The sequence below is a fragment of the Peribacillus sp. FSL R5-0717 genome (assembly GCF_038002945.1).
GTDB classification, from domain to species: domain Bacteria; phylum Bacillota; class Bacilli; order Bacillales; family DSM-1321; genus Peribacillus; species Peribacillus frigoritolerans.
The window spans coordinates 3502183-3528277 of sequence record NZ_JBBOOF010000001.1 but is presented as its reverse complement, the minus strand read 5'-3'; the positions used below and the strand labels follow the sequence as shown (position 1 = coordinate 3528277).

Below are 26095 nucleotides of genomic sequence, written 5' to 3'. Positions count from 1 at the left end.
TTATAATTTCCCATGCCCACTATAATCACCGTTTTAAAAAGATTCATGATTTCAATAGAAATTCTGGATTTCCTCTAATCCACCTTTCATTCATCCAACCTTCCGTAAACGGTAATAAACCCCTGCCCGATCGGGGGCAGGAGCAAAAAACTATGGATTACCGATTTAACAAGCTGCCCACATAGCGCAGCAAATCATTGGCTGAAGTCGAATTATATCCGTGCTCGTCTATAAGTCTCGTGATGACCTCGTTCACTTTCTTCAGTTGCCTTTCGTCTGGTGTCTTCGTTGAAGTGGTGATCTTAACGACATCCTTCAAATCAGCGAATAGTTTTTTCTGGATCGCTTCCCGTAAACGATCATGGGAATTATAATCAAATCGCTTCCCTTTACGGGCATATGCTGAAATTCGAATCAATATTTCTTCGCGGAATGCTTTTTTTGCATTCTCGGAAATTCCAATTTGCTCTTCTATCGAGCGCATCAATTTTTCATCTGGGTTGATTTCTTCTCCAGTCAATGGATCGCGCAGCCTTGATTTATTGCAGTATGCTTCGACATTATCCAGATAATTATCCATGAGGATTTTTGCCGACTCTTCATATGAATATACAAAAGCTTTTTGCACTTCATTTTTTGCAATGGCATCGTATTCTTTACGTGCCAGTGAAATGAAATTTAAATACCGCTCCCGGAGTTCGTTCGTAATGGACGGATGCTGGTCAAGACCTGCTTTTAATGACATAAGTACATCCAATGCATTAATGGACGGATTCTCCTTACGTATGATCGTAGAGGAAATCCGGTTAATTACGTAACGCGGATCGATTCCGCTCATGCCTTCGTCCTGATATTCTTTTTTCAATTCATTGATGTCTGCGGAATTAAATCCTTCAACATTTTCCCCATCATAAAGCCTCATCTTTTTCACTAAATCGATATCGCCCTTTTTGGGATCTTTCAGGCGGGTCATGATGCTGAAGATTGCCGCCACCCTCAATGTATGCGGGGCTATATGAACATCCGAGACATCACTTTCACGAATCATTTTTTCATAAATCTTCTCTTCCTCGGTAACCTTCAAGTTATATGGAATAGGCATGACAATGATACGGGAATGCAATGCTTCATTTTTCTTGTTGGAAATGAACGCTTTATACTCCGTTTCATTCGTATGAGCCACAATGAGTTCATCTGCACTGATCAATGCAAAACGGCCAGCTTTAAAATTCCCCTCTTGTGTCAATGATAGCAAATGCCATAAGAACTTCTCATCACATTTCAGCATCTCCTGGAACTCCATCATCCCGCGGTTCGCCTTGTTCAGCTCGCCATCAAAGCGATAGGCACGCGGATCTGATTCAGAACCGTATTCGGCAATGGTCGAAAAATCGATGCTGCCCGTCAAATCAGCAATATCCTGTGACTTAGGATCAGAAGGACTGAATGTTCCAATTCCAACACGCTTATCCTCCGAAAGGAAAATACGTTCGACCATAACATCTTCAATCCTGCTTCCATACTCCTGTTCTAATCTCATTACATTCAGCGGCGAAAGATTTCCTTCAATCCTGATGCCATATTCTTCAAAGAAATCATCCCGTAAATACTGCGGGATGAGATGCAGTGGATCTTCATGCATCGGGCATCCTTTTATTGCATAAATCGCACCAGAGTCTTTTAACGAATAACTTTCAAGTCCACGCTTCAGTAAAGAAACGAGTGTGGACTTCCCACCTGACACCGGACCCATGAGAAGCAATATCCGCTTACGGACATCCAGCCGTTTTGCTGCCGGATGGAAATATTCCTCGATGAGCCTTTCCAGTGAATCTTCAAGGCCAAATAACTGACCGCTGAAAAAATTGTATTTCTTTGTCCCATTTACTTCTTCTATCCCTGCATCTCTGATCATGTTGTATACACGTGAATGAGCAGATTGAGCAACTAAAGGCGTTTCTTTCAATATTTCTAAGTACTCTGCGAAGGTGCCTTCCCACTTCAGCTTCTGTTCATCTTCTCTAAATTTTTCAATTTTCTTTAAAATATCCATTAAGGAACCTCCCCCTGTCACTTTCAGAGAATACTTAAATCTATGCTCCAAGTCTGACAAACATGTCAGACTTTAAAAAGTGGACTGGCATTGTTTCGAATCCCCCTTGACTCTCCATGTATCGAAAAGGGCTTAATCATTGAGAATTGATGACAAATATGCTGGCAAGAAAATTTGTGTGCACTCCTGCTAAAAATTAGGGTATACTAAGCCTATACTTAAGTGGGACAATATGGGTAAAGGGAGGTCACAACATGGGCACAGTAATTATCGTTGGAGTTGCTTTAACATTTTTAGCCGCTATCTTCACTGCCGGGTATGACGATAAACCAGGTGTGAAATAAAAAATAACAGCCTTTTCTAAAACTCCAAAAAAAGGGACGGCAAATTAAATTTGCCGTCCCTTTTTTTATTCCTCATCTATATATAAATATAGAAGCACTTTCAAAGTCATTCACGAATGGCTTATTGAGCATGCCAAACGAATAGGCTTCATCATTTATACAGCGTTCTTTTTATCAGTTTGAGCTGAAACGTTGTTCTCCATCGATCTCAAGTCTTCATTTACTTTTTGTCCTTGTTCCAAATATTCCGTTTGGAAACCACTCTTTAATGCCCAACTATAAAACATTAGTGATAAACATGTAATGATGACCATATCCAAACCAAATGGGATTATGTTTAGTCCACCAAACTTTTCACTGCCTAAGTATGAAATGGTCATCATACAGAGTAAGTAAACAACCATCCAAAGCCCTGCTGAAAAGTTTTGGCGGAATCCCTTCCATTTTATTTTTGATTGATAATAGAAATAAACGGGAAGACCAGCCATAATGATAAATAATACTTGACCTGTAAGCGGCCATCTTGCCCAATATAGAACCAAAGAAGCAAAAACAAAGCCCAGTGGTGCAATGATGCTTAATCCTTTTAAACGTAATGGTCTGTACAAGTTCTGACCTGTGCGTCTTAATGTCATTACAGTAACTGGACCTGTAATATAAGAGACTAAAGTCGCAACTGAAATAACCTCTGCCAATACGCCCCAGCCTCTAAACATGAATAAAAATAAGAAAGATACGCCTAGATTAAAAAACATGGCTTGACGCGGGATACCATAAAGAGGATGCAGTTTTCCAAACACGCTTGGTAAATATTTATTCTTTTCCATTCCATAAAGCATTCGTGACGTTGTCGCCGTGTATGTTATTCCTGTTCCCGAAGGAGAAATAAAAGCATCTACGTATAGTAAAATAACCAACCAGTTTATGCCTAAAACAATTGCTAAGTCAGCAAACGGTGAATTGAAATTCAAATGTTGCCATCCATTCACAATCATGGACGGGTCAACGGCTCCAATAAACGCAACCTGTAATAGAACGTAGATGACCGTTGCAATTAAAATGGAGCCAATTACTGCAATTGGGATCGAACGTCCAGGATTCTTTGCCTCACCTGCCATGTTAATTGGACTTTGAAAACCGTTAAATGCAAAGATGATACCAGAAGTTGCTACAGCAGTAAGTACACTTGCCCAACCATTAGGAGCGATACTTCCTGCAGATGTAAAATTGGATGCATGAAACCCGGCAAATAAAAGTGAGCCAATCGTAAGTCCAGGAATAATAACCTTAAAGACTGTAATGAATGAATTAGCTTTCGAAAACAAACTGACTGTCCAGTAATTTAATAAAAAGTAGACGATCAGCAATACTGAGGCAATTGCCAAGCCTCCCCCAGTAAGACTTCCATTTTCTACTAAACCATGTGTCCACCGTGCCCATTCCCATGGCCATGAGCTCATATATTGAACAGAAGCAATCGCTTCAACTGGAATTACGGAAACGATTGCAATCCAGTTTGCCCAGCCTGCAATAAACCCTAAAAAAGAACCATGTGAATACTGCGTGTATTTTACCATTCCCCCAGCTTCAGGAAACATAGACCCTAATTCACTGTAAGATAGTGCGATAAATAAAATAACAACCATCCCGATAATCCAAGAGATAATGGCAGCGGGTCCTGCAATCTGTGCCGCTCTCCAAGCTCCGAATAACCAACCTGAACCAATAATTGACCCGAGTCCCACCATCATTAACGAAAATGTTCCCATCTTTCGCTGCATATTATTCATACATTTTTCACCATGCTTTCTAAAATTATTCTTTACGTTTAAAAGTAACTGGATTAATGATTCGTGTAGTGCGCCCAATTACATCTTAAAGTAATTGCTGCATTTACATCACCTCTTGTAAAAGTTTGAAAATTGATGAGGAAACCTTAAGGATGTCCCCTTATTGCTTCTTTTAATTACACCGGAACCAAACTTTTCTGCATTTCAGAAAATGCTTAAATCCCATTCTTGTGCCATTTGTTTCAATAACAAACTACCTGCTACGCTATTCCCATATTCATCGATGGCTGGTCCATAAATACCAATACCACATCCATCTTGAAAAGGCATTCCGCTTCTGGCACTTGGAGGAACTAGTGCCATAATCCCGCCAGATACTCCGCTTTTGGCCGGCACCCCAATAAAAGCCGCAAATTTCCCCGAAGCATTGTACATACCGCAAGTAAGCATTAATGCTTTGGCCAGCTTAGCCAATTTTTTAGGGATTACTTGTTCTTTACGAACGGGATGGTAACCATCTTGAGCAAGAATCAGTCCAAGCAGGGCTATGTCTTCTGTGGTCACTTCTATGGAACATTGCATGAGGTAAACCTCTAAAGCTTCCTCTACTTCCGATTCCAAATAATTCGTCTCTTTCAAATAGTGAGCCAAAGCTCTATTTCTATGAGAGGTTAACCACTCAGATTGATACACTTCCTCATTGATTGTCGGGCGCTTCCCTAACAAATTTTCAAATAGCTCATAGAGAAATTCCAATTTATTTTGTGAAGAATCCCCTGGGAGAAGCGAAGCTACTGTAATCGCCCCGGCATTTATCATAGGATTGAACGGCTTTCCCGGCTTATGCATTTCTAAACGAATAATTGAATTGAAAGCATCCCCAGTCGGTTCCACATCGACCCTCTCTAACACATAAGAAATGCCGCGACCCAAACATGCGGCTATAAAGCTAAGCACTTTTGAAATACTTTGCAGCGTGAAAGGAACTTCCCAATCCCCTGACTTGATCATTGTTCCACCCGGCTCCAGTATGGTAATGCCCAATTGCGATAAATGTGCATTTCTCAATGCCGGTATATAATTAGCGGTTTGTCCTTCAATAGCAAAGGATCTGTAATATGCTACCCATTCATCTAAGTCGGATTTTCTTTGACTATTAACGTGAATGTCATACTCTTTTGACAATTCTTCAATCACATTCTTCCACCTCTTCAGTTGTTGTATCATTATATTTTCAATATGAGCGTTTTACCGAATACCATTACTAGATTCGATGAAAAAATAATGAATATTCTAAAAATTGTTAAGCGCTTTCAAAAATTTCTTTCTGCTTAATTTTAAATTGGGAACTACATAATCATACAAAAACCTACAAAATCTAAAAAATAAAAAGCCAATAAAAAAACGTGATCATCTCACATGTCCCGTTACCATTTTTTGTGGATAGAAAAACAATTTGGTTTTGCCATAATTGATTATAAGCCGTTCTATTCAGGAAAAAGTAAGCGTTGTATTGAAGCCGATGAAACTGTATACTGATTTTTTAAACAAATTAGGAGGTGACGAGTTGTATCTCAGTACGTTAATGAAAAAAGAGGTCTATGTCCTTGCTTTGATGTTGTTAACTGTGCCATTAGCAGGCGAATTGAGTTTTTATCCTTTCAATGAAACGTTTCGGGTAAGTTTTGGTGTGCCTGCATTTTTCTTCTTTTTACTATTATTACAAAAAACGCCGGCCATATTTTCGGGTATCTTGACAGGAACAATGGTTGTGATATTTCGCATTCTAATCGACTTTTTCATGCAGGATAATTTCTCCTGGATTTCCGCATTTCACGCTCATTATCCTAGTTTTTTCTTTTATTTTACCTATTCCGTTCTATTCTATTTTGCGAAAATCAACCGCTTTCAAAGCCGAACTTTGATTATTGGATTTATTGGTCTCATTATTGAAATATTGTCCGACTCCGTAGAATTAATCTTTCAATATATTGTGTTGGAAACAACGATTACGTTTGGTTCACTAAATGAGATGATCGTGATCGCATTCGGCCACAGTTTTATCGTTTTGAGCTTTTTTAATATGATGAAACTTTATGAAGCACAATCAAGGGAGAGGCAAATCAGAAAACAAAATGAACATATGCTGATGCTCATTTCCAATTTATACGAGGAAACGATCCATTTAAAAAAAACATTAAAAAATGCTGAGAATATTACAAAGAAATCATATGATTTGTATCGCGAATTAAAAGCATTGGAAAAAAGGGAAAAGCAACTTCATGATCTTACAGAGCCATATAGTCAAAAAGCATTACGCATCGCGGGTGAAATGCATGAAGTCAAGAAAGATAATCAGCGGATTTTTGCTGGTCTATCCAAATTGATCTCCAATGAGAGTTTTAAAGATTATATGAATGCTGCTGAACTTTTTTATTTAATTATCCGAATTAATGAAAAATATGCCTTATCATTAGGAAAGGACATTCAATTTGAATACTCATTGGAAGGAAAAAACGATTCACCTTATCATGTATATACCGTGTTATCTCTTTTCAATAATTTAGTCGCCAATGCAGTGGAAGCAATTAAAGAAAAGGGAATCGTCCGTTTAAGTTTGTTTGAAATTAGTGACAATGTAGAATTTAAAGTTGCTGATACCGGACCTGGAATTCCTCAAAAATATCAGACTGTCATATTCAAACCTGGTTTTACATCAAAGTATGATCAGTTCGGGACACCTTCAACAGGGATTGGACTCTCATATGTTAAAGAAGTCGTGAAAGAACTGGGAGGGGATATCCTATTTGAGAATAGTTTTAATGGCGCTGTTTTTTCAATAAAGTTACCAATCCAGAAGTTGATTCAGAAAGGGTGATTCCATGCGTTTTTTTATAACAGATGATGATTGTGCCATACGTTCAAACTTAAGCCAAATTATAGAAAACGAAGATTTAGGTGAAGTGGTGGAGGAAGCGGAAGATGGCAGTCTATTAGAAGGGCATATTTTGAATTTAAAACAAATTGATATATTATTTATTGATTTATTAATGCCCATCCGGGATGGCATTGAGACACTTCGTCATATAAAAAGTACATTTAACGGGAAAATAATAATGATTTCGCAGGTTGAATCCAAGGAGTTGATTGGCGAGGCTTACTCGCTCGGAATTGATTATTATATTACTAAACCAATCAATCGGATTGAGATATTGACAGTCATTCGAAAAGTTATGGAACGCATCCATTTAGAAAGATCGATCACTAATATTCAAGCCTCTTTAAATAGTGTATTGAACTTTGAACAGCCAAAAGTTGATAATTCCAATAGTTTTAATGAAAAAAGTATAAGAGAGGTGGGTGAATTCCTTTTATCGGAATTAGGGGTCGTTGGAGAAAATGGCGCAAAAGATTTAATGGAAATGCTTCAGTATTTATTTATGTATGAACGGACTTTTACTTTTGGAAAGCAATTCCCCACCCTTAAAGAAATCTTTGTAGAAATCACAAAAAAAAAGCTCGGAACAGCAGCTTTGCCGGTTGATATCAATCGGGAAATAAAAGCTGCCGAACAGAGAATACGCAGAACGATTAACCATTCGTTAAATCATTTCGCTTCGCTAGGTTTAACGGATTTTTCGAATCCGAAGTTTGAAAATTACGCTTCCAAATTTTTTGATTTCACAGTCGTTCGCCAAAAGATGAAAGAACTTCAAAATGATTCAAAAATAGTTCTTACACCTACCCGGGTAAATACAAAAAAGTTTATTCAAGTATTTTATTTCGAAGCGAAACGATTGAATCCTGATGAAATAAATAGATATAGATAAAACATGATTAAATACGAAAAATTACGGAAGAACCAAAAAACATAAAATCCCCTGAATGATTTCAAGGGATTTTAACAATATCTTATTTTTTCAACAATAAATACATGAAATAAGGTGCACCGATCAATGCAACCATGATACCTGCAGGAATCCCCTCGGGTTCAATTATATTTCGGCCTATCGTATCGGCAAGCAGCAATAGCCATCCACCGATTAAAATGGCAACCGGAATGAATAGTTGATTTCGAGGTCCTACCAAGGATTTTGCTATATGCGGGGACATAAGTCCAATGAATGCAATTCCGCCTGTAACAGAAACGGCAGCCGCTGCCAGTGCCACAGCCATGATCAGCAGTACGATCCGCTCCTTTTCAATCGATACACCGACCCCAATTGCGACCGGTTCACTTAAACCAAGCAGATTCAAACGATTTGCTTTATATAAGGTGAATGGAATGAGGAAGATTAACCATGGAATGATTGCCCAAATGAAAGGCCAATCCGTGCCCCATATATTTCCTGCCAACCATTTTGCGATGAAATCGACCTTCGCTCGTTCCGCTGACGAAATGAGGACAATCATCAGGCCTGAAAGCGCCATTGAAAAACCTACGCCGATCAACACTAACCGGACGGGTTCAAGTCCACTCTTCCTCTTGTATGAGAGGATATATATTAAACAGGCCGTCAGTAACGCTCCGATAAAACCAACAAGCGGAACCATATAAACAAAAGAACCAGCGTCAAGCGGGAAAAACAGAAAGAATGCGGCAATGGCAACACCTGCTCCTGAGTTGATCCCGATGATTCCGGGATCGGCTAAATCATTACGTGTGATCCCTTGTAGAATGGCTCCCGACAGTGCAAGGGCCATGCCTGCTAAAAGGGTGATGATGATACGCGGTAAGCGGACGGAAAATAATATGAATTCCTCTTTAAACGTCCCTTGCCCGAAGAGCGTTGGAAACAGTCGTCCTATAGAAAGATTGGAATATCCCGAACACGTCCCTATAATGATCGTAATGATGATGAGTGCACTCAATGCACCTATTATCCAACGCTGTTTTTTGACTAAAGCTGACTGGATCATGAAAATGCTTTACCTCCTTTACGCACGATTAGGAGGAAGAAAGGTAAACCTATCATCGCAACAACCGCTACCACAGGTGTTTCATATGGAGAATTGATCGTACGGCCGATCGTATCGGCAAGCAGCATGAAGGTGGCTCCCAAAATCGCAGACATAGGGAGGATGAATCGATAATCCGTACCCACGATAGCCCGAACGATATGTGGGACCATTAACCCGATGAACACCATATTTCCGACAAGCGCAACGGCAGCCCCTGCCAGGAGAATGATGACCACGAAGAGAACCGCCTTTATCTGTGTTGTCTTTTGCCCTAAGCCTACGGCCACTTCTTCACTTAAACTAAGTATGGTGAGCTGTCTGGAAAAGATAAGGGAGATGAGGATGCCTATTAGAATGAACGGAACGATTACACGAAGCTGTTCCCATGAAGTTCCGATATTCCCGCCAGCTGTCCACATCGATACATCTTTTGATACCTTGAAATATATGCCGACCCCTTGGGAAACGGCAAATAGGAATGCAGAGACTGCAGCTCCAGCCAATACGATCCGCAAAGGGGAAAATCCTCCCTTTTTCATCGCACCGATTCCGAAAACCATGGTTGCCCCGACAGCGGAACCTATAAAACACGCAATCATGATCCCTAAATTATTAGCATTTGGAATGAATGCCAAAGTGATGGCAAGACCTGCATTGGCTCCTGCCGTCAATCCAAGCAACCCGGGATCGGCAAGTGGATTTCTGGTCATACCCTGCATGATGGCCCCAGAAACGGCAAGGGCTGCACCCACAAAGATTGCCCCCACTTCACGAGGGAAGCGGATTTCCCGAATGATTGAAATCTTTTCACCGACAGCATTTGATGTCAGTGCTTGCCAGACGTCTTTAACGGTAACATCAGCCGCACCAAATGCCATTGAAATAATGAACATGCCTATAAAGGCGACGATCGCTATGATCAGTTTACTTATAAATGGGATGAAACGTTGATTTTCATTAGTCATCTGTCTCTCTCATCTCTTTTTTTATAGAATAAAAGGAGAGGAATTGGAATCCCTCTCCCTCGCTGTATTATTTTCCAAGAAAACTTTTGGAAAAGAAGTCTAATTGGTAATCTAATGTGATTGGATCATTGAAGTAGAATTTTTTTGCATCAGCTTCATATAGTTTATTGTTTTTAACGGCAGGTATGTTTTTAAACGTGTCAGTTTGTTGGAATGAATTGTCCTGATCTTTGTTATTGCTCAAAATCACATAATCACCGGCATAGTCTTTAAGGACTTCTAATGATAAGGCAAAGTAACCATCTTTCAGCGCCACTTCTTTTACCTTTTCAGGCATCCCCAATTTCATTTCTTGATAAAGTATTTCCGTTCCACGTCCCCAATTATCACCGTATACATAGAACTGTTTGTCAAACTTTTCAAAAACGGAAACGGTAGCATCTTCTCCAATTTTGGCTTTAATTTCATCACCAGTTGTTTTTGCCCGTTTTTTGAAATCATCCACCCATGCTTGAGCTTCTTTTTCTTTATTCAAAAGTTTACCGATTTCTACATGTTGTGTTAAATAATCAACTTTTCCGTATGTATAAGTTACGGTTGGAGCAATTTCCTTTAATTTATCGACATTTTTAATCGTCGATAAACCAATGATTAAATCCGGATTCAACTCGATGATCTTTTCCAGGTTTTCGTCCGTCACTTCTTCCACATCTTTTAACTCTTTAAAATTCGGGTTCATTTTAGACCAGGAATCAACCCCTACAAGGTTAACATCCAAAGCCATTACGTTACCTGCGAAAGATGATAGTACTAATACACGCTGAGGATCTGCGGGAACTTTAACAGGACCATTTTCAGATTGATACGTGATGGTACCTGATTTTTCTTTTTTGGAAGCGGAGCTTTTTTCTTTTTCGGCTGACTCGTTACCACAAGCGCTAATAATTAACACTAACAGCAGTATAAACGGAAACATAATCTTTTTCATTTGTTGTCAAATCTCCTTTTAGTAAGTTGTATGTGCTGCACATTGGTTTGTTCGTTCGTTGATCTCGTCCGATTACCGCATCAATATGGAATACTTCCTTAAGAACTTCATGAGTGATGACTTCTTCACAATCTCCTGCTTTGACTATTTCCCCGTCCTTTAAGGCAATGATATAGTCGGCAAAGCGAGCAGCTTGGTTTAAATCATGAAGAACCATGACAATTGTACGTCCCTGTTCTACATTCAGCCTTTGTAATAATTCCAGAACCTCCAGCTGATGGGCCATATCCAAATAGGTGGTCGGCTCATCAAGGAAGATGATTTCCGTTTCCTGGGCAAGGGCCATCGCAATCCAAACACGCTGGCGCTGACCTCCTGAAAGAGCATCCACGGGACGGAACTTGAAGTCTTTCGTGCCGGTCACTTCAAGTGCCCAATCAATCACATCATAGTCTTTTTGGGTCAGGCGCCCAAAACCTTTTTGATAGGGAAAGCGCCCATATGATACGAGCTCCCCAACCGTCAATCCGCTTGCACTCTCGGGTGTCTGCGGAAGTATGGCCATTTTTCTTGCAAGGATCTTAGTGCTTTCTTTTGAGATATTAACCCCATCTAAAACAACCGTACCTGATTGATTTGGAATGATTCTGGTGATCGCTTTCAAAAGTGTCGATTTCCCACATCCATTTGAACCGATGATCGTTGTGATTTTTTTATCTGGAATTTCCACACTGAGATCTTTTACAATTAAACGTTCACCATAACCAATATTCAAATTCTCTGTATATAGGCGAACCATTTTTTAACCTCCATTTACTGAAAAAAATAGGTAAGTAAAAACTCAAATGAAAATGATTATCATTATCCACTACTTAATTACTATAATTCTATCTAAATATATTGTCAATGGTAATTTCATGGTCATATAAGAAGAATTTCTGACAGGATTTTTGGGGCCGGCCCGTATTACCGACTGACAATGAAAACAGTAAAGATCCCGGAGACGTTTCCGGGATCTTTACTGTTTTCCTCATACTCAGGACTTTGGCAAGAATATTCCTAATAGGCCGTATTTATTAATCAATGTTTCTTAAATCCTTGCTTCTCAACATAATCTTTCATGTACAGCCTGCTTTTCTTTCCAAGCATTCCTGCCATTTGCCCGGTCCATGTGTCTTTTCGTTTACCTTTAGTCCGAAGCTCATAATAACTGGAAATCGTTTCATTATATTCTTCAAGTTGTCCGATGAACTCTTGCTTATCCTCCTGATATCCATTTTCATGATAAATGTTGGACAACGGCAAACGCGGCTTTTTATCCGAGCGGTTTTTCGGATATCCAACCGCTAGAGCGAATAATGGTATAACACGATGCGGTATATTCAAAATCGCAGACACTTCTGGGAGATTATTGCGGATCCCGCCTATATAGCAAATGCCTAGATCCATCGATTCTGCCGCCAATGCTGCATTTTGGGCCGCTAGAGCCGCGTCGATACAGGCAACCATGAATTTCTCGGTACTTTCAATCGATTCGGACAGGTCCGTGTTTTCCATTTCGGAAACCATATCCTGACGATATAAATCGGCGCAAAAGACGAATAGATGTCCATTCTTCTCTACATATGACTGTGGTCCGGCAAGTTCGGCAAGCTTGGCTTTCTTTTCCGGGTCGGTTACCCCTATGATTGAATACGCTTGAATATAACTTGAAGTCGATGCAGCTTGGGCACATTCCACAATCGTATTGATTTGCTCCCCAGACAATAACTTGTCCTCAAAGGAACGAATGGAACGGTGATCTAAAATCTTCTCAATAATGTTATTCAATGCTCCCACCCCTAAAGAATATGTAAAGTATCCATCATCGGGGCTGAAATGCCCCCGATGACAGTATTGATGAAACTCAACCTTTTGTTTTTAAATCCAATTCCCGGTAATTTTGCTGTCTAAGTGCTTCATAAACCAAGATGGCTGCCGTATTCGACAGATTAAGGGAACGTACTTTATCCGTCATTGGAATCCGCAGGCACCGATCCATATTTTCTTGGATCAGATCTTTCGGGAGACCCGTCGTTTCACGGCCAAAAATGAAGAATATCTCACTTTCTTGATCACTGTAATCGAAGCTGGAATGCGGCTGCTCCCCAAATTTCGTCAAGTAATAAAATTCGCCGCCGGCGTTTCTTTCAAAAAACTCTTCTAACGAATCATAATAATGGATCTTTACATTCTCCCAGTAATCGAGCCCGGCCCGTTTGAGCTGTTTGTCATCCGTCGAGAAACCGAGCGGGCGAATGAGATGTAAAGACGTATCCGTCCCTGCACATGTTCTTGCGATATTTCCTGTATTTGCTGGAATCTGTGGTTGATATAAAACTACATGTATTGACACTTCATTTTCACCTCTAGTTTGAACTTCACCTTAATTATAGCATTAAACAAAAAAGACTAAAAACCTATCACCCTCCATCCAAAATCACAAAGAATTTATAAACGATGTTCGGTGTATATCTTGTTGAATCCTCATACGTCCAATATCGGTGACGGCTGTTCATCGTATGTGCATTCACAAGCGGCATCCCGTCCTGATCCTTCACCGTTACAATCAAGTTATGGTCAAACCGTCCGTCCCCTTCGAAATCTATGCAGAGGATATCGCCCAAATTCAATTCCTTGGCCGACTCCACCTGCTTTGTCCTGATGGCATTCCCGGCTTTAAGCAGATGATATAAAGAATGGGCTGTCGTCCATGTATAACTCCAGCTTTTCCCCCTTATCCACCAGCCCTTACTTTTATTTGGCGCCCCCCACATCGGTATTCCCCCTGCATGTAAACATTGTGAAATGTAATTCGTACAATCATCGGTGAATTTATAATAAGCCGGATTGAATTCATTCCACCAACGCTCGGCATATTGAACGGCCTTCATTCGATCATACTTATATGTGAGACGATCTGCGCCTGGATCACATTTTGGCGGTGCCTCTTCGGTTTCAAACCTGGGAATCAACTCATTTTCATCCACTATATACCCATTTCGAAACCGTGCCTCCCTTTCTTCCATTTCTTCTTCTATATAAAATGAATCTTCCTGTTTTAATAAATATTGCAGATGGACATGATAGGTCAGGACTGTATCCCTGTCTTCCTTTCTCTTCGAATGTACCTTGCCTGCCGCATTCACCCGAACAATTTCGGCGGCGCGGTTCCTCAACATTTTCTTCTTCAAATGTAACTTCCTTTCACCCCGTTCCAGATCATCTGTAGTATAAAACTCCACTCTTTCTTGTAAAAGGCGTTGCAATTGTTCCCTCAAGTTCATGCCCTCCTTCTTACCATCTATGCTAATGTGTATGTACGAGGGCATGGACAAAAACACAACTTCATAAATGTGGGAGTTTCAATGCTCCATAATGAAACTTTTTATAAAGATTTTCCTTGTAGCATCCGAAATATCTTAAGCAAAAAGCCGCCCCGTTATATTTACGAGGTGGCTGCATTTTAAATATTATTTTGTTTCCAAGGTAAACTGCAGTCCTTTCTCAATTTCCGCCAATACCTCTTCATCCTTTTCCTTCATTCGTGCTTCTTCCAATACGGAAACAGCCTGCTCCCGGCCAATTTTCCCAACTGCCCAGGCCGCCGTCCCCCTGATGACGGGTCGCGGATCATTCTTCATGACCTGTATCAATAGAGGCAATGCCGTTTCATCTTTGAAATGGGCCAGTGCTAAAATGGCATTTCGTTGGATTGGCTTTTTACCGCGCCAAGAGCCAGATACATGGCCGTATGTCTCTTTGAAGTCCCGATTTGAAATCGTAAGCAGGGGTTTTAACAGCGGTTTAGCCAGCTCGGGATCGGGTTCCATCTCTTCATGAAAATGAAAATCCATTCCTTTGTTTTTCGGACAAACGGTCTGGCATGTATCACATCCATACAAACGATTGCCTATTTTCGTCCTGAACTCATCCGGAAGGAAACCTTTTGTCTGTGTCAAGAACGCAATGCAACGCTTGGAATTTAGCTGCCCGCCCTGAACGAGCGCTCCAGTCGGGCAAACATCGACACATTTATTGCATGTCCCGCATTGATCTTCCATCGGTTGATCCGGTTCAAACGGCAGGTTGGTGATCATATCTCCCAAGTATACATAAGACCCGAACTCCGGTGTGATGATCATACTGTTTTTTGCACTCCAGCCAATACCTGCACGCTCAGCCACTGCCCTATCTGATAACTCACCCGTATCAACCATGGACTTCATCATTGCCCCTGGCACTTTATCTTTAATGAAATTCTCAAGTAACTGCAATTTATTACGGAGAACGGTATGATAATCCGTTCCCCAAGACGCCCGGCAAAAGATCCCGCGGCGTTCACTTTTTGTACTTTGCGGAGCATCCTTCAATTTCGAAGGATAAGCAAGCGCAATCGAAATGATGGATTGCGGTTTATCGAATATCAATTCAGGCCTTACCCTTTTTTCTATATCGGCTTCTTCAAACCCTGACTGGTAATCCAGTTCCTGTTGACGTATCAGCCGACCTTTCAGTTCGGTGAAAGCCGTAGCCGAAGTAAAGCCGATTTTATCGATGCCGATTTCCTTACTATATAAAATCACTTCTTGCTTGAATGAGTTCATATCCATATTAATCACCTACGTTCATTCAGTATTCCCATTGAAGCTTGAATCCATTTCAAACCATTGCTATCTATGATAAACTAATTGCAATCATTTTTGGAGGTGAAACGGTTGGAAATTACCGTATCAGCTAATCTTAGCAGTAAAATCCCTGAATTTAAAGTCGGGGTCATTACATATGAAAACATCGAAGTCGGTCCCTCCCCGCAAATGGTGAAAGGAAGACTTCAACTATTTCAGGAAGCTCTTTTCTTCGACCTTGAAGAAAAGGAATTGACCGACTTTTCCGGCATTAAAGTGTGGCGGGAAATTTTCAAGGCTACAGGAACAAACCCGTCACGGTATCGTCCCTCCGTGGAAGCCCTATACCGCCGCGTGAAAAAACAGAATTACTTGACGCCCATCCATTCGGCCATCGATTTGAATAACTTCTTCTCACTGTTATATGAAGTTCCGATCGGCATTTATGATGCTGAAAAATTAACGGGAGACATCTCGATTAAGATTGGCGAGGGGGCAGATGGGTATGACGGTTTGAACGGCCGCTTCAATTCCATGGAAAATATGATTACATCAGCCGATCATGCTGGCGCATTCGGAAGTCCCTACGTTGATTCAGAACGCACGAAAGTCACTGAGGAAACGAAAAAAGCCATCCAAATCATTTATTTACAACCCAATACTTCAACCACGGAAGCAAATCAGCTAACGAAATCCTTGATGGACATGTTCCTTGAAATCCACGGTGGTGAAGGGACTTACTCGATTATGGAAGGATAATTACGGAAATAATCCCTTTCCACAATCGGAAGGGGTTTTTTCATTATTGTTCCACTTAATAAAACCAGTCCGCGGTATTTTTTTATTTAACCGATCGATCCATACCCTGAAAAAGGTTCTTAAAATTTTCTTTTAGTCGATTCCAGAAATCCGCTTCCTTTCCGCCGACAGTCTGCCAAGCCTCCTCGACGTAAACGTCTCCGGGGTCTCGGCTAGCCAGTTACTCGGCAGGAGTGTCGCATATTTCTTCCATCCTTTAAGGATTATTGTAAAAAAACTCAAGGATCACATCGTAAACTTGGTTCGAGATGCCCAGCCTAAGGTTTTTTTCTTAATATTTCATTCCAGTCGATTCCAGAAATCCGCTCCCTTTCCACCGACTGTCTGCCGAGCCTCCTTGACGTAAACACCTCCAGGATCTCGGCTAGCCAATTCATCGGCAAGAGTGTCGCAAATTTTTTACATCCTTTATGGGTTACTGTAAAAAAACCTCAAGGATCACCTCGTCTTAAACTTTGTTCGAGATGAGTCTAGCCTTCGGTTTTTATTTATAAGAACGTTCCAGTTGATTGGAACGTAAGGTACGAGACTCCTGCGGGAAAAGCGGGGCCAAGGGAGACACCGAAGGCGAGAGCCAAGGAGGCTCCCGGACCGCCCGCGGAAAGCGAGTGCCTGTAGTGGAAATCAACGATCAGATTTGTTAACCCTCAAAAACACTTTCCGTTTTACCCCAGAAATTCATTCCCTTCCCTCCGACTGTCTGCGAGCCTCATCAAAGCAAACGTCTCCAGGGTCCCGGCAGCCGATTTGCAATGGTTACTTTCTGCCTTTCGATTGATAATCATCGATGCTACATAAGCCTGGTACGCCTTTCTCTTCCCCTTTAACAAAAAAAGCACAAACTTATTCAAACTGATTCTACTAACGTAGTTAAACATATTGACTAAGTTTGTGCTGCATCGAAATCCCCACACTCCCGGATGAAGGATTAATCAAAATTTTTTCGGGTATGACTACTGTATTACCGCTTCGATGAAATGCAGGGAATTTGGACAATAAAAAAATCCCACTGTAAACAGTAGAATTCTTGTAATAATATTTAAACGCAAAGCTTCGTTCTCCAGGTAACGAAACCCTACGTTATGAGTATGTATTGGAGCGGGTGAAGGGAATCGAACCCTCATCATCAGCTTGGAAGGCTGAGGTTTTACCACTAAACTACACCCGCATATTCTTGTAGAAGTTTGTCGAATTACCAATCAACAAAATTAATTATATAGTTTAATGTGAAAAAATGCAATAGTTTTTTTAAAAAAAATTAATAATTAGCGTATTGTAACGTTAATATATTCATTCACTCTAGTAAGTATGTTAAAAAGTCCTCTGATTCAGAGAACTTTTTTCATCCTATATGATGATTTAAGACCAAATGACTTCCATTAAACGCGGATAAACCTGCTGTGCCGTTTCTAGCAGCATGATTAACTTCCTGAACGCCAGATCCGGTACGATATCCCCCTCAATAGAGTATGAATAACGAATCGAAATGGTCCCATTTTCTTCATACAGCTTGGAATACCTGAAATTAGCATTAAATTCATTCAACAGTGTATGTACATCCTGTTTCTTTTCGGGGTTCTTCAACTCGGCGACATTAAAGCAAAATAAGTCCGCCACATTTTCATCTTGATTGAAAGCAAATACTAAAAGGACCTTCCACCCGTCCTTTAACTTTTGCTCGGCTCTAAAAAAGGTGGTGCCATCTTCATTCAACTCATTCATATAGATTTTCTCACTAGTTAAAAAATCACGAAATTTAGCAACGTTTGACATGGTTCATCACCTTTCTGTTTATAAGTCCATTTTATAATGAAAACAAGCATTTTTACAGACTTTTCTATTATCCTGCCAATTTCCTCCTATTAACAGGGGCGACCTTAAAAGGAAGGGAGTCATATATGAACTCCCTTCCTGGATTGATTATCCAGTTGCTTCTCCGCAAAACTGAAGCGCTACTTGCAGGTCCAAAATTACCTGGCGGATTTTTGAGTATCCTTCCATGTCAGGAACTTCTTTATTCGTAAGTGGTCGACCTTTATCTGCCGCTATCGATGGCTTATCCTTCAAATGGTTTAAGAGATGCCACTAATATATTTTACTTGAAAGGAAAACGGCCTTTTCCCGATTGAATATCGAAAAAAGGCCGCTTTTGTTATAGCTGCTTAAAAATCACAACGAAGAACCTTCCTCAGCTATATTTCCATAAAACTTATAGTTGAGCGAATTCGGGTTCCGCAACTTTCACAAGCTGTTTTCCAAGGTTCGTTCCTTTAAACAGACCTAAAAATGCATCCGGTGTGTTTTCGAACCCTTCAATAATCGTTTCTTCATACTTCAGCTTTCCTTCTTGAAGCCACTTACCTAATTCCGTAGCACCCTCCTGGAATCTAGCAGCATAATTTCCAACTGTGAAACCTTTCATTAGTGCACTGGTTTTGATCATTGCCGATTGCAGACGCGGTCCTAGATCTTTTCCTTCCGCGTTATATGAGGAAATCGCCCCGCATAATGGAATTCGGGCATTCGCATTCAAAAGTGTAAAAACAGCATCGGACACCTCGCCGCCCACATTATCGAAATAAACATCGACTCCATCAGGAACAGCATTGGCTAAATCTGTCGCAAAACTATCACTTTTATAATTTACGGCTCCATCAAACCCGAGCTCTTTCGTTAAGTACTCAAGTTTTTCATCCGAACCAGCGATGCCAACAACCTTCGCACCTTTAATCTTAGCAATTTGTCCGACTACTGAACCAACTGCTCCAGCTGCTCCTGAAACAACCACCGTTTCTCCTTCTTGAGGTTTACCAATATCAAGCAAACCAAAATAAGCAGTTAAACCGGTCATTCCAAGAATCCCCAAATGAGTTGTGACCGGAGCCACCTTGGGATCAATCACACGGATTTCCTTTTCAGTGACAACTGTGTATTCTGCCCAGTCGATATTCCCAACAACGACATCCCCTTGTTTGAAGGAATTCGATTTCGACTCAACAACTTCAGCAACAACGCCCCCCGTGATGACCTTATTCAATTCAAATGGAGCTATATATGATTTGGTATCTTGCATTCTGCCACGCATGTATGGATCGACAGATAAATATAGTGTACGTACTAAAATCTCATTATCCTTCGGTGTGGGAACTTCACTCTCAACAAAGTTAAAATCCCCTTTCGAAGGCATACCTTTCGGGCGATTTGCCAGGGTGATTATTTGTTGTTTGGTTTGTGCCATCATTGTTCCTCCTTGGTTTGAATACGTAATTTCGAAAAGAAGCGTATCACTGATGAAGTTCATAGGTCAAAGAATATGATTGGCTATTGCTTCCATAACACTATTTATGTATCCTTTCCAGAAACCTCAAACTTGCTACAGCCTATTATGTCCCATGTTTTTCATTTTAATAAACGTTTCGCTCACCAGAAAAATTTAACGGCCTTTCCCCGATTGGATACCGGGAAAAGGCCGTAGCTTGAAATACTCTTTTTTTATTTTCCGTTACAGGGCTACTGCCCCTTCTTCTTATGAACTAATTCATGGATAGTCTACATCAATTTTGAAATGAACATCGTTGCAATTCCAAAGTAAATTAGTAACGAGAGTATATCATTCAGTGTTGTAATTAGCGGACCAGACGCAACTGCGGGATCGATGTTGAATTTATATAATATCAAAGGAATAATGGTCCCAGCTAAAGTCCCGATAATCAGGGTCATCACCAATGAACTTCCAACCACTAATCCCAAAACGGGATTTCCCTGCCAAACATAAGCTATGATGGAAATTAATATTCCGCAGGTGATGCCTATTATCAAGCCAACTTTCAGTTCCCGTATAATGAGCCTGGTCACGACTCCTTTATCCGTATCACTAGTGATTAGGCCTCTTACAACAACAGCTAAAGATTGAGTGCCTGTATTTCCAGTCATCCCTGCGATCATCGGCATAAAGAAGGCAAGTGCAACAACTTTGGACAAGGTTTCTTCAAAACCGCTTATAATGGTTCCGGACACTAATCCGATGAATAAAAGTAAAATAAGCCAGGGCAGCCGACGATATGCGGCCACATGCGCCTTCGTGTCAAAGTCTATAGCTTTACCGGATGCCGATAATTTTTCAATATCTTCATTCGCTTCCTTAATGACAACATCAATAATATCATCGACGGTTACAATTCCTAATAACTCATTATTTTTTTCAACTACTGGAATTGCTAAAAAATCATACCGCTCGATAACACGAGCCACCTCTTCTTGGTCTTCATCTGCAGATACGGAGATAACCCGGCTGTACATAATATCTTGAATTTTTTCAGATTCATCATTTATTATTAAATCCCGATATGAGACAACACCTACTAATTTTTTATCATTATCTATTACATAAAGATAGTTGATCGTTTCCGAAAACTCCGCAAAGATTTTCAGTTTTTCAACTGATTCACGCACCGAATAATGTTGGGGGATCCATACAAAACGGTTTGTCATGATTCTCCCTGCCGTTTCAGGGGGATAATTCATGATATTTTGAACGATTTTTGATTCTTCTTGTTTCATGCCAGAAAGAAGTTCTTCGATTTTTCCAGGGGATAGGTCCTCTAACAATGAAGCTAGATCATCATTATCCATTAAATCCATTACATGGCCGGATTTTTCTATTCCCAATTTACTAAGGATTTTTAATTGATGGACTTTCTCAACTTCTTGAATCAGTTCAGCGATTTGTTCTGAATCGAGTAACAACAAGAAGCGTGTATGATGTTTTTCTGGGAGCCCCTCAAAAATACGCGCAATGTCATATGGTTGGAGTTCATCCAATATCGCTTGAAATTCTTTCTTTTTTCCTTCTTTTAATACCTTTATGATCTGTAAAGTCATTTGATCTTCCGTCAGGACTTTTATCATCCTGTCTCTCACTCCTTTTTAGGGGAGCCAAAAAATATTTCCCTTAAATATTAAAAGTAAAAAAAATATTATTATTCCCCTTCCAAAATCTTGTTTCCATTCACGAGTATGTCGTCGTGAATAGTTATCCAAATCCCTCACCTCCAGGAAAAAAATAAAAACACCTCCATTACAAATGAAGGTGTTAAATACGGTATATATGCGTACATTGTCTGGATGACAAATACAAACAGCCGTATATGACTGAATGACAAATACAAGCATAAATCCAGTTCCTCCATTCGTAGAGCTTTAGCACTGTGTGGCATAGGACAAAGCCAGCTACATTAAAAACCACCTTATGTCGATGGTTTCTGTTGACCCATTGGCGTCTTTCGACATTTTTGGGCAGTAGCGTATCTCCTACACAGGAGCCTCACCTAACGAGGATATTTAATTTACACATCCACTCTAAAAGAGTTTCATTTAGATGTCAATGGTTAATTCAAATAATTCTAAATTTGACCTGATATCCATCCCCAAAAAAGTTACCTGAAAAAAACACCGACTTTTGCTCTTCAGGTTATTATGCCTGATTGAATGTCCCTTTGATATTTTTTAAGAATTCCCTCTTAATAGCCACAATTGCCACCCTAATTAAAAGGATACAACGGAGAAATACATGCAACTACAAGGGAAAATATTGGAATTACATATTGAAACTTACTTATAATGAAGACGGATATCCAATGACTGAGTCTAATTATTTTAAGAAAGGAACTGGCTCAAATGAAAAAAATTTTGTCGATTATATGTATTATCGTAAGTGCTGCTTTATTAATGGCAGGTTGCAGAACCAAGGACGAGGTACAGGTGGAAGAGAAATCGAAGGAAGTGAGCTCATTGAATGCTATTGAAGGCAGATGGGAAGGAGATATTAAGATCCCAAATCAACCGCTTCCAATCATTGTTCATTTTACGAAGAAAGATGGAACGATAAGTATTCCTGTACAAGGGTTGAACGAATTCCCCTTAACAAGTGTAAGGTTAAGTGAATCAGACTTGTTTTTTGATATGAAAATCCAAAATCAGCAAATTACGTTTGATGGGAAAGTAAATCAGGATAAGATTTCAGGAACATTCGTTCAACAAGGGCAAGCCTTCCCCTTTGAATTGCTCAAGAAATCCGATCAGGCAGTTGAAGAAAAAGAATCAGGTGAAATCGTGCAGGCCGACTTAAAGAACGGAACCATTAAAGGCCTTTTAGAAACACCAAAACATGAAGGGCCTTTTCCTGTGATGATTATAATTGCGGGTTCCGGGCCGACCGATAAAGATGGTAACACCATTGCAAATCCCGGAAAAAATAATAGTTTGAAAATGTTAGCCGAAAGTCTTGCTGAAAAAGGGATTGCAAGCATCAGATATGATAAGCGCGGAATTGGTGAAAATATGAAATTGGCAGGAAAAGAAGAGAACCTGAGATTTGAACAGTATATTGATGATGCAGCTGCCTGGGTCCAATTTGCCAAAAAGGATGGCCGTTTTTCCAAAGTCGGCATCATCGGCCATAGCGAAGGCTCGTTAATTGGAATGGCAGCCGCAAAGAAAACAGAAACAGACATATTCATTTCATTGGCGGGTGCAGGCGAACCTATTGACCAAGTTCTCATCAAACAGCTTGAAGAGCAGCTTACACCGGCGTTATTAACGGAATCCAAAGATATACTGGCAAAGCTAAAACAAGGAAAACAAGTCGAGACTGTCAGTGCTGATCTGCAAAGTGTATTCCGCCCCTCTGTTCAGCCATACATGATTTCTTGGATTCAATATAACCCGCTAGAATCAGTAAAGGAACTGAATATCCCTGTTCTAATCGTAAACGGCAATAGAGACATTCAAGTGCCGGCAACTAATGCAAAAGCGTTACATGAGGAAAAAGGCGATTCAGAATTACTTATAATCGAAAAGATGAATCATGTATTGAAAGAAGCCCCTGCAGATCGAGCAGGAAATTTAGCAACCTATACAAATCCTGAACTGCCATTATCCTCTGGATTGGTGAGTGGAATCATTGAATTTTTAAATAAAAATGACATCACCCGAAATTGAGAATTGTGTCTCCCCCGGGTTTGCAAAGATCACTCAAATGATTCTTGTGCCTACAATATTAAGGTAAATAAGGAGATCAAAATTGAAAATTATCGCTTTAAAATTACCAATTGATTTGAATGAAAATACTTATGAAGAAATGCTCAATTTGTGTTCTCGACAAAGACAATTTAGCATACACAAATTACAAAAGGTAAAGGATAAATACCGTTCTTTATTTGGGGAGCTATTAGCTAAGTGGTTCATAAGTGACAGTTTAAAAGATCCGTTTCAAAATATCCAATTTGTCTTAGGTGAAAATGGGAAACCCCATCTAGCAGGAGGAAGAATTCACTTTAATATTTCCCATTCAGGTGATTGGGTTGTTGTTGGCATTCATAATGATCCCATAGGCGTTGATATAGAAGAGGTCAAAGATTTCAACATCTATGAAATTGCTAATAGTACTTTTAGAAGTGAAGAACTAATGTATTTAATTAAATCATCCAAAGCTAATCAAATCGAAATTTTCTTTAAAATGTGGACGCTGAAGGAAAGCTGGTTAAAATGTATAGGTTCAGGTTTTTTGGTTCCCCCAAATACTTTTTCAATCTTGAATAGAAGGAATCGTTATAATTTAGAAATACCAACTGAGGAATTTTCAAAAATAAAATCACTAGGTTTAAAAATTGGAAATACGTATGACTATCGTTTTAAGTTGTATCATCTTGGACCTGGGTATCCCATAAGTGTTTGTATTAATAACGGAAATGAAAATCATTTCGAATTCCCTGATAATATCGATATTATAGAATTGAATAGTTTAATGAATGAGTTGAAAACACTTTAAATAACTTTATATTACTATATAGAAGTTTTAAAGCGTCGTTCATGATTTTCCCTGAAGCTGAGAAAAGGCACTATCATGGAAACCATTGCCTAAGAACAAACGGTAAGCCCTATTTGTTTTCAACTTCTTCAATTTTTTTACGCCTCGCTGAATGAAATCATAATAAAAAAGCATCGTCATCACCTCAAGCTTTATTCATTCTATTTTTAAAAAATGAAGACTTTAGGCAATTCTATCTAAATGGTAAAACAATGTTGAGTGGAAGGTAAGGTGCGAGACGCCTGCGGGAAAAGCGAGTGCCTGGAGTGGAAATCAATGTTCAAAATGGCAACCGAAAAAAATGTAGACAACTCAAATTTCATCGAGTTTGTCTACATTCCGAAGGCAGAATATTTCTGCCTTTTTTTATATTTTCTCCGATATACTCTGTCCAACTTTTGAATTATAAGCTAATATACTTTTTTGAAAGAGCATGAAAAATAGGAAAGCGCTTATTAAGGAAGAAAAAGCAGCGACCAGAAAAGCTCCCTCATGCCGAATTAATGGTACAAATGCTAGTAACTGTGGAGCAAATATTCGACTTATTGAATAGCGTATATTTGCCGCAGCAAAGTACTGTGCTTTTTGGTTAGCAGGCGCAATGCCAGCAATGTAAGAATCCTGTGTACTAACAACAAGTAATTCAGCTACTGTAAGGATTAAGACTCCTATAAAAAAACCTATATAGTTTTGAGAAAAACCAAAGATAACCATGGAGAAAGCATACAAAATACTGGAACCTACAAACCCAAAACGGGTGCTATACTTTGAAGAAAGTCTAGCCGCCATGCTGCCTAAAATAATGACCAAAATCCCATTCGTCATTAACAAAGAAGCATAGTTTTGAGAAGCATTAATTGTAAAACCGAATATTGATGTACTTTCAGATAAACGATCTAGTAAAGTTGACGGAAGCAATATTTCTAACTGCATGAAAGCTTGAGCTGCAAATACACTGGCAACAACAAAAATTAAAAGACGTTTATCTTTTCCTATAAGCACTACTGCTTTTGTAAACTTACCATTTGCATTCATTCCTTCTTCATTACCTAATTTTCTATTAACCTGAAATTCCGGAGTTTTCCATAGTGATATATATACTAAAGTCAGTACAGATACCAAGGATGTTCCGATAAACCAAATAGGCATGGAATCAAATATAAAACTTCCTATAAGTGGACCAAGCGTCACCGCAACATTAAATATCTGGTAGGTGAATACATAAGCTTTTTTTTGTTCCTTTTCATCGAGCCAATCAGATATATAAGCTCTTCCTGCAGGTATATATGAAGAATAAGCTATACTCATTAAACCGAAGCTGCCAAACACCATTATATTGCTTCCAGCTATTCTTCCAATGATAAATAATATAGTCGCAACCAGAAAACCTATACTTGAAGATATCATCATAGGTTTTCTTCCTATCCTATCTGCAAAGATCCCACCCCAAATACCTGATATTACACCCAATACTGAAATTATGGCTAAAGCAAAAGATGCTAGGTAAGGGTTCCAGGCATCGTTTAAATATAAAACAATAAATGGAAATAGCATATAAAATAAAGTGTTTTGAATACCCTCAGCAAAAAATCTCCAACGCATATGATTTTTTTTCATACTAAAAACCCTTTTTCCTTAGA

The 26095-nt window shown here is 39.6% G+C and carries 20 protein-coding genes, 1 tRNA gene and 1 riboswitch; of the genes, 5 read left to right on the top strand and 16 right to left on the bottom strand.

Translation table 11 applies throughout. The features are described from left to right. Positions 1-157: 157 nt before the first annotated feature. From NYE65_RS17045 to NYE65_RS17035, 3 genes are all read right to left on the bottom strand, one after another. Positions 158-2053 carry a PrkA family serine protein kinase gene (locus tag NYE65_RS17045; RefSeq protein ID WP_328176194.1) on the bottom strand — a complete coding sequence of 632 codons (1896 nt, stop codon included), beginning with the start codon at positions 2051-2053 and terminating at the stop codon, positions 158-160. A gap of 499 nt (positions 2054-2552) precedes the next feature. After that, positions 2553-4187: an APC family permease gene (locus NYE65_RS17040; RefSeq protein WP_063577250.1), complete on the bottom strand. Its 1635-nt coding sequence runs from the start codon at positions 4185-4187 to the stop codon at positions 2553-2555. 204 nt (positions 4188-4391) lie between these two features. Further along, positions 4392-5381: a glutaminase gene (locus NYE65_RS17035; RefSeq protein WP_223255834.1), complete on the bottom strand. Its 990-nt coding sequence runs from the start codon at positions 5379-5381 to the stop codon at positions 4392-4394. Positions 5382-5802: 421 nt separating this feature from the next. Here NYE65_RS17035 and NYE65_RS17030 point away from each other — a divergent pair, with 421 nt between their 5' ends. Both NYE65_RS17030 and NYE65_RS17025 read left to right on the top strand, forming a co-directional pair. Further along, positions 5803-7065 (top strand): sensor histidine kinase, encoded by a 1263-nt coding sequence (locus NYE65_RS17030; protein WP_034315597.1) that lies wholly within the window; start codon positions 5803-5805, stop codon positions 7063-7065. A gap of 4 nt (positions 7066-7069) precedes the next feature. Then, entirely contained in the window at positions 7070-8017 is a 948-nt protein-coding gene (locus NYE65_RS17025) for a response regulator (RefSeq protein WP_034315164.1), read from the top strand. An 82-nt stretch (positions 8018-8099) separates the two neighbouring features. Here NYE65_RS17025 and NYE65_RS17020 read toward each other — a convergent pair whose 3' ends face one another. From NYE65_RS17020 to queG, 8 genes are all read right to left on the bottom strand, one after another. Continuing rightward, positions 8100-9107: a FecCD family ABC transporter permease gene (locus NYE65_RS17020; RefSeq protein ID WP_340861314.1), complete on the bottom strand. Its 1008-nt coding sequence runs from the start codon at positions 9105-9107 to the stop codon at positions 8100-8102. Next, complete coding sequence (locus NYE65_RS17015) at positions 9104-10114, bottom strand: FecCD family ABC transporter permease (RefSeq protein ID WP_063577251.1); 1011 nt, start codon at positions 10112-10114, stop codon at positions 9104-9106. The genes NYE65_RS17020 and NYE65_RS17015 overlap by 4 nt, the downstream gene beginning before the upstream one ends. 67 nt (positions 10115-10181) lie before the next feature. Then, positions 10182-11102, bottom strand: a complete 921-nt coding sequence (locus NYE65_RS17010; protein ID WP_340861313.1) for an iron-hydroxamate ABC transporter substrate-binding protein — start codon at positions 11100-11102, stop codon at positions 10182-10184. Next, positions 11053-11901: an ABC transporter ATP-binding protein gene (locus NYE65_RS17005; protein WP_340861312.1), complete on the bottom strand. Its 849-nt coding sequence runs from the start codon at positions 11899-11901 to the stop codon at positions 11053-11055. The genes NYE65_RS17010 and NYE65_RS17005 overlap by 50 nt, the downstream gene beginning before the upstream one ends. Positions 11902-12182: 281 nt before the next feature. Beyond that, the gene (nfsA, locus tag NYE65_RS17000; RefSeq protein ID WP_063577254.1) at positions 12183-12932 is read right to left on the bottom strand and encodes an oxygen-insensitive NADPH nitroreductase; all 750 of its coding nucleotides are present in this window, start codon (positions 12930-12932) and stop codon (positions 12183-12185) included. Positions 12933-13008: 76 nt separating this feature from the next. After that, complete coding sequence (gene trmL / locus NYE65_RS16995; protein WP_034315177.1) at positions 13009-13497, bottom strand: tRNA (uridine(34)/cytosine(34)/5-carboxymethylaminomethyluridine(34)-2'-O)-methyltransferase TrmL; 489 nt, start codon at positions 13495-13497, stop codon at positions 13009-13011. A 67-nt stretch (positions 13498-13564) separates the two neighbouring features. Then, on the bottom strand, positions 13565-14422 hold the full coding sequence (locus NYE65_RS16990; protein WP_445670421.1) for an amidase domain-containing protein: 858 nt from the start codon (positions 14420-14422) through the stop codon (positions 13565-13567). A 192-nt stretch (positions 14423-14614) separates the two neighbouring features. Next, the gene (queG, locus tag NYE65_RS16985) at positions 14615-15754 is read right to left on the bottom strand and encodes a tRNA epoxyqueuosine(34) reductase QueG (RefSeq protein WP_096340264.1); all 1140 of its coding nucleotides are present in this window, start codon (positions 15752-15754) and stop codon (positions 14615-14617) included. Positions 15755-15859: 105 nt separating this feature from the next. Between queG and NYE65_RS16980 the strand changes: the two genes are divergently transcribed. Further along, a complete protein-coding gene (locus NYE65_RS16980) occupies positions 15860-16528 on the top strand; it encodes a B3/B4 domain-containing protein (RefSeq protein WP_057275618.1) in 669 nt (222 codons plus the stop codon). A 1154-nt stretch (positions 16529-17682) separates the two neighbouring features. Here NYE65_RS16980 and NYE65_RS16975 read toward each other — a convergent pair. From NYE65_RS16975 to mgtE, 4 genes are all read right to left on the bottom strand, one after another. Further along, positions 17683-17756, bottom strand: a tRNA-Gly gene (locus NYE65_RS16975). A 191-nt stretch (positions 17757-17947) separates the two neighbouring features. Continuing rightward, positions 17948-18361 (bottom strand): YbjN domain-containing protein, encoded by a 414-nt coding sequence (locus tag NYE65_RS16970; RefSeq protein ID WP_053533892.1) that lies wholly within the window; start codon positions 18359-18361, stop codon positions 17948-17950. 436 nt (positions 18362-18797) lie between these two features. Beyond that, a complete protein-coding gene (locus NYE65_RS16965; protein ID WP_328176199.1) occupies positions 18798-19826 on the bottom strand; it encodes an NADP-dependent oxidoreductase in 1029 nt (342 codons plus the stop codon). A gap of 311 nt (positions 19827-20137) precedes the next feature. Continuing rightward, a complete protein-coding gene (mgtE, locus tag NYE65_RS16960; RefSeq protein WP_170956421.1) occupies positions 20138-21496 on the bottom strand; it encodes a magnesium transporter in 1359 nt (452 codons plus the stop codon). A 268-nt stretch (positions 21497-21764) separates the two neighbouring features. Continuing rightward, positions 21765-21930, bottom strand: a riboswitch (M-box (ykoK) riboswitch). A gap of 334 nt (positions 21931-22264) precedes the next feature. Here mgtE and NYE65_RS16955 point away from each other — a divergent pair. Together NYE65_RS16955 and NYE65_RS16950 are read left to right on the top strand one after the other, a co-directional pair. Further along, the gene (locus tag NYE65_RS16955) at positions 22265-23587 is read left to right on the top strand and encodes an alpha/beta hydrolase family protein (protein ID WP_328176200.1); all 1323 of its coding nucleotides are present in this window, start codon (positions 22265-22267) and stop codon (positions 23585-23587) included. Positions 23588-23669: 82 nt separating this feature from the next. After that, positions 23670-24416, top strand: coding sequence for a 4'-phosphopantetheinyl transferase family protein (locus NYE65_RS16950; RefSeq protein ID WP_340861310.1), 747 nt, complete (start codon positions 23670-23672; stop codon positions 24414-24416). A gap of 405 nt (positions 24417-24821) precedes the next feature. Here NYE65_RS16950 and NYE65_RS16945 read toward each other — a convergent pair whose 3' ends face one another. Beyond that, positions 24822-26072 (bottom strand): MFS transporter, encoded by a 1251-nt coding sequence (locus tag NYE65_RS16945; RefSeq protein WP_340861309.1) that lies wholly within the window; start codon positions 26070-26072, stop codon positions 24822-24824. Between the last annotated feature and the right edge of the window lie 23 nt (positions 26073-26095).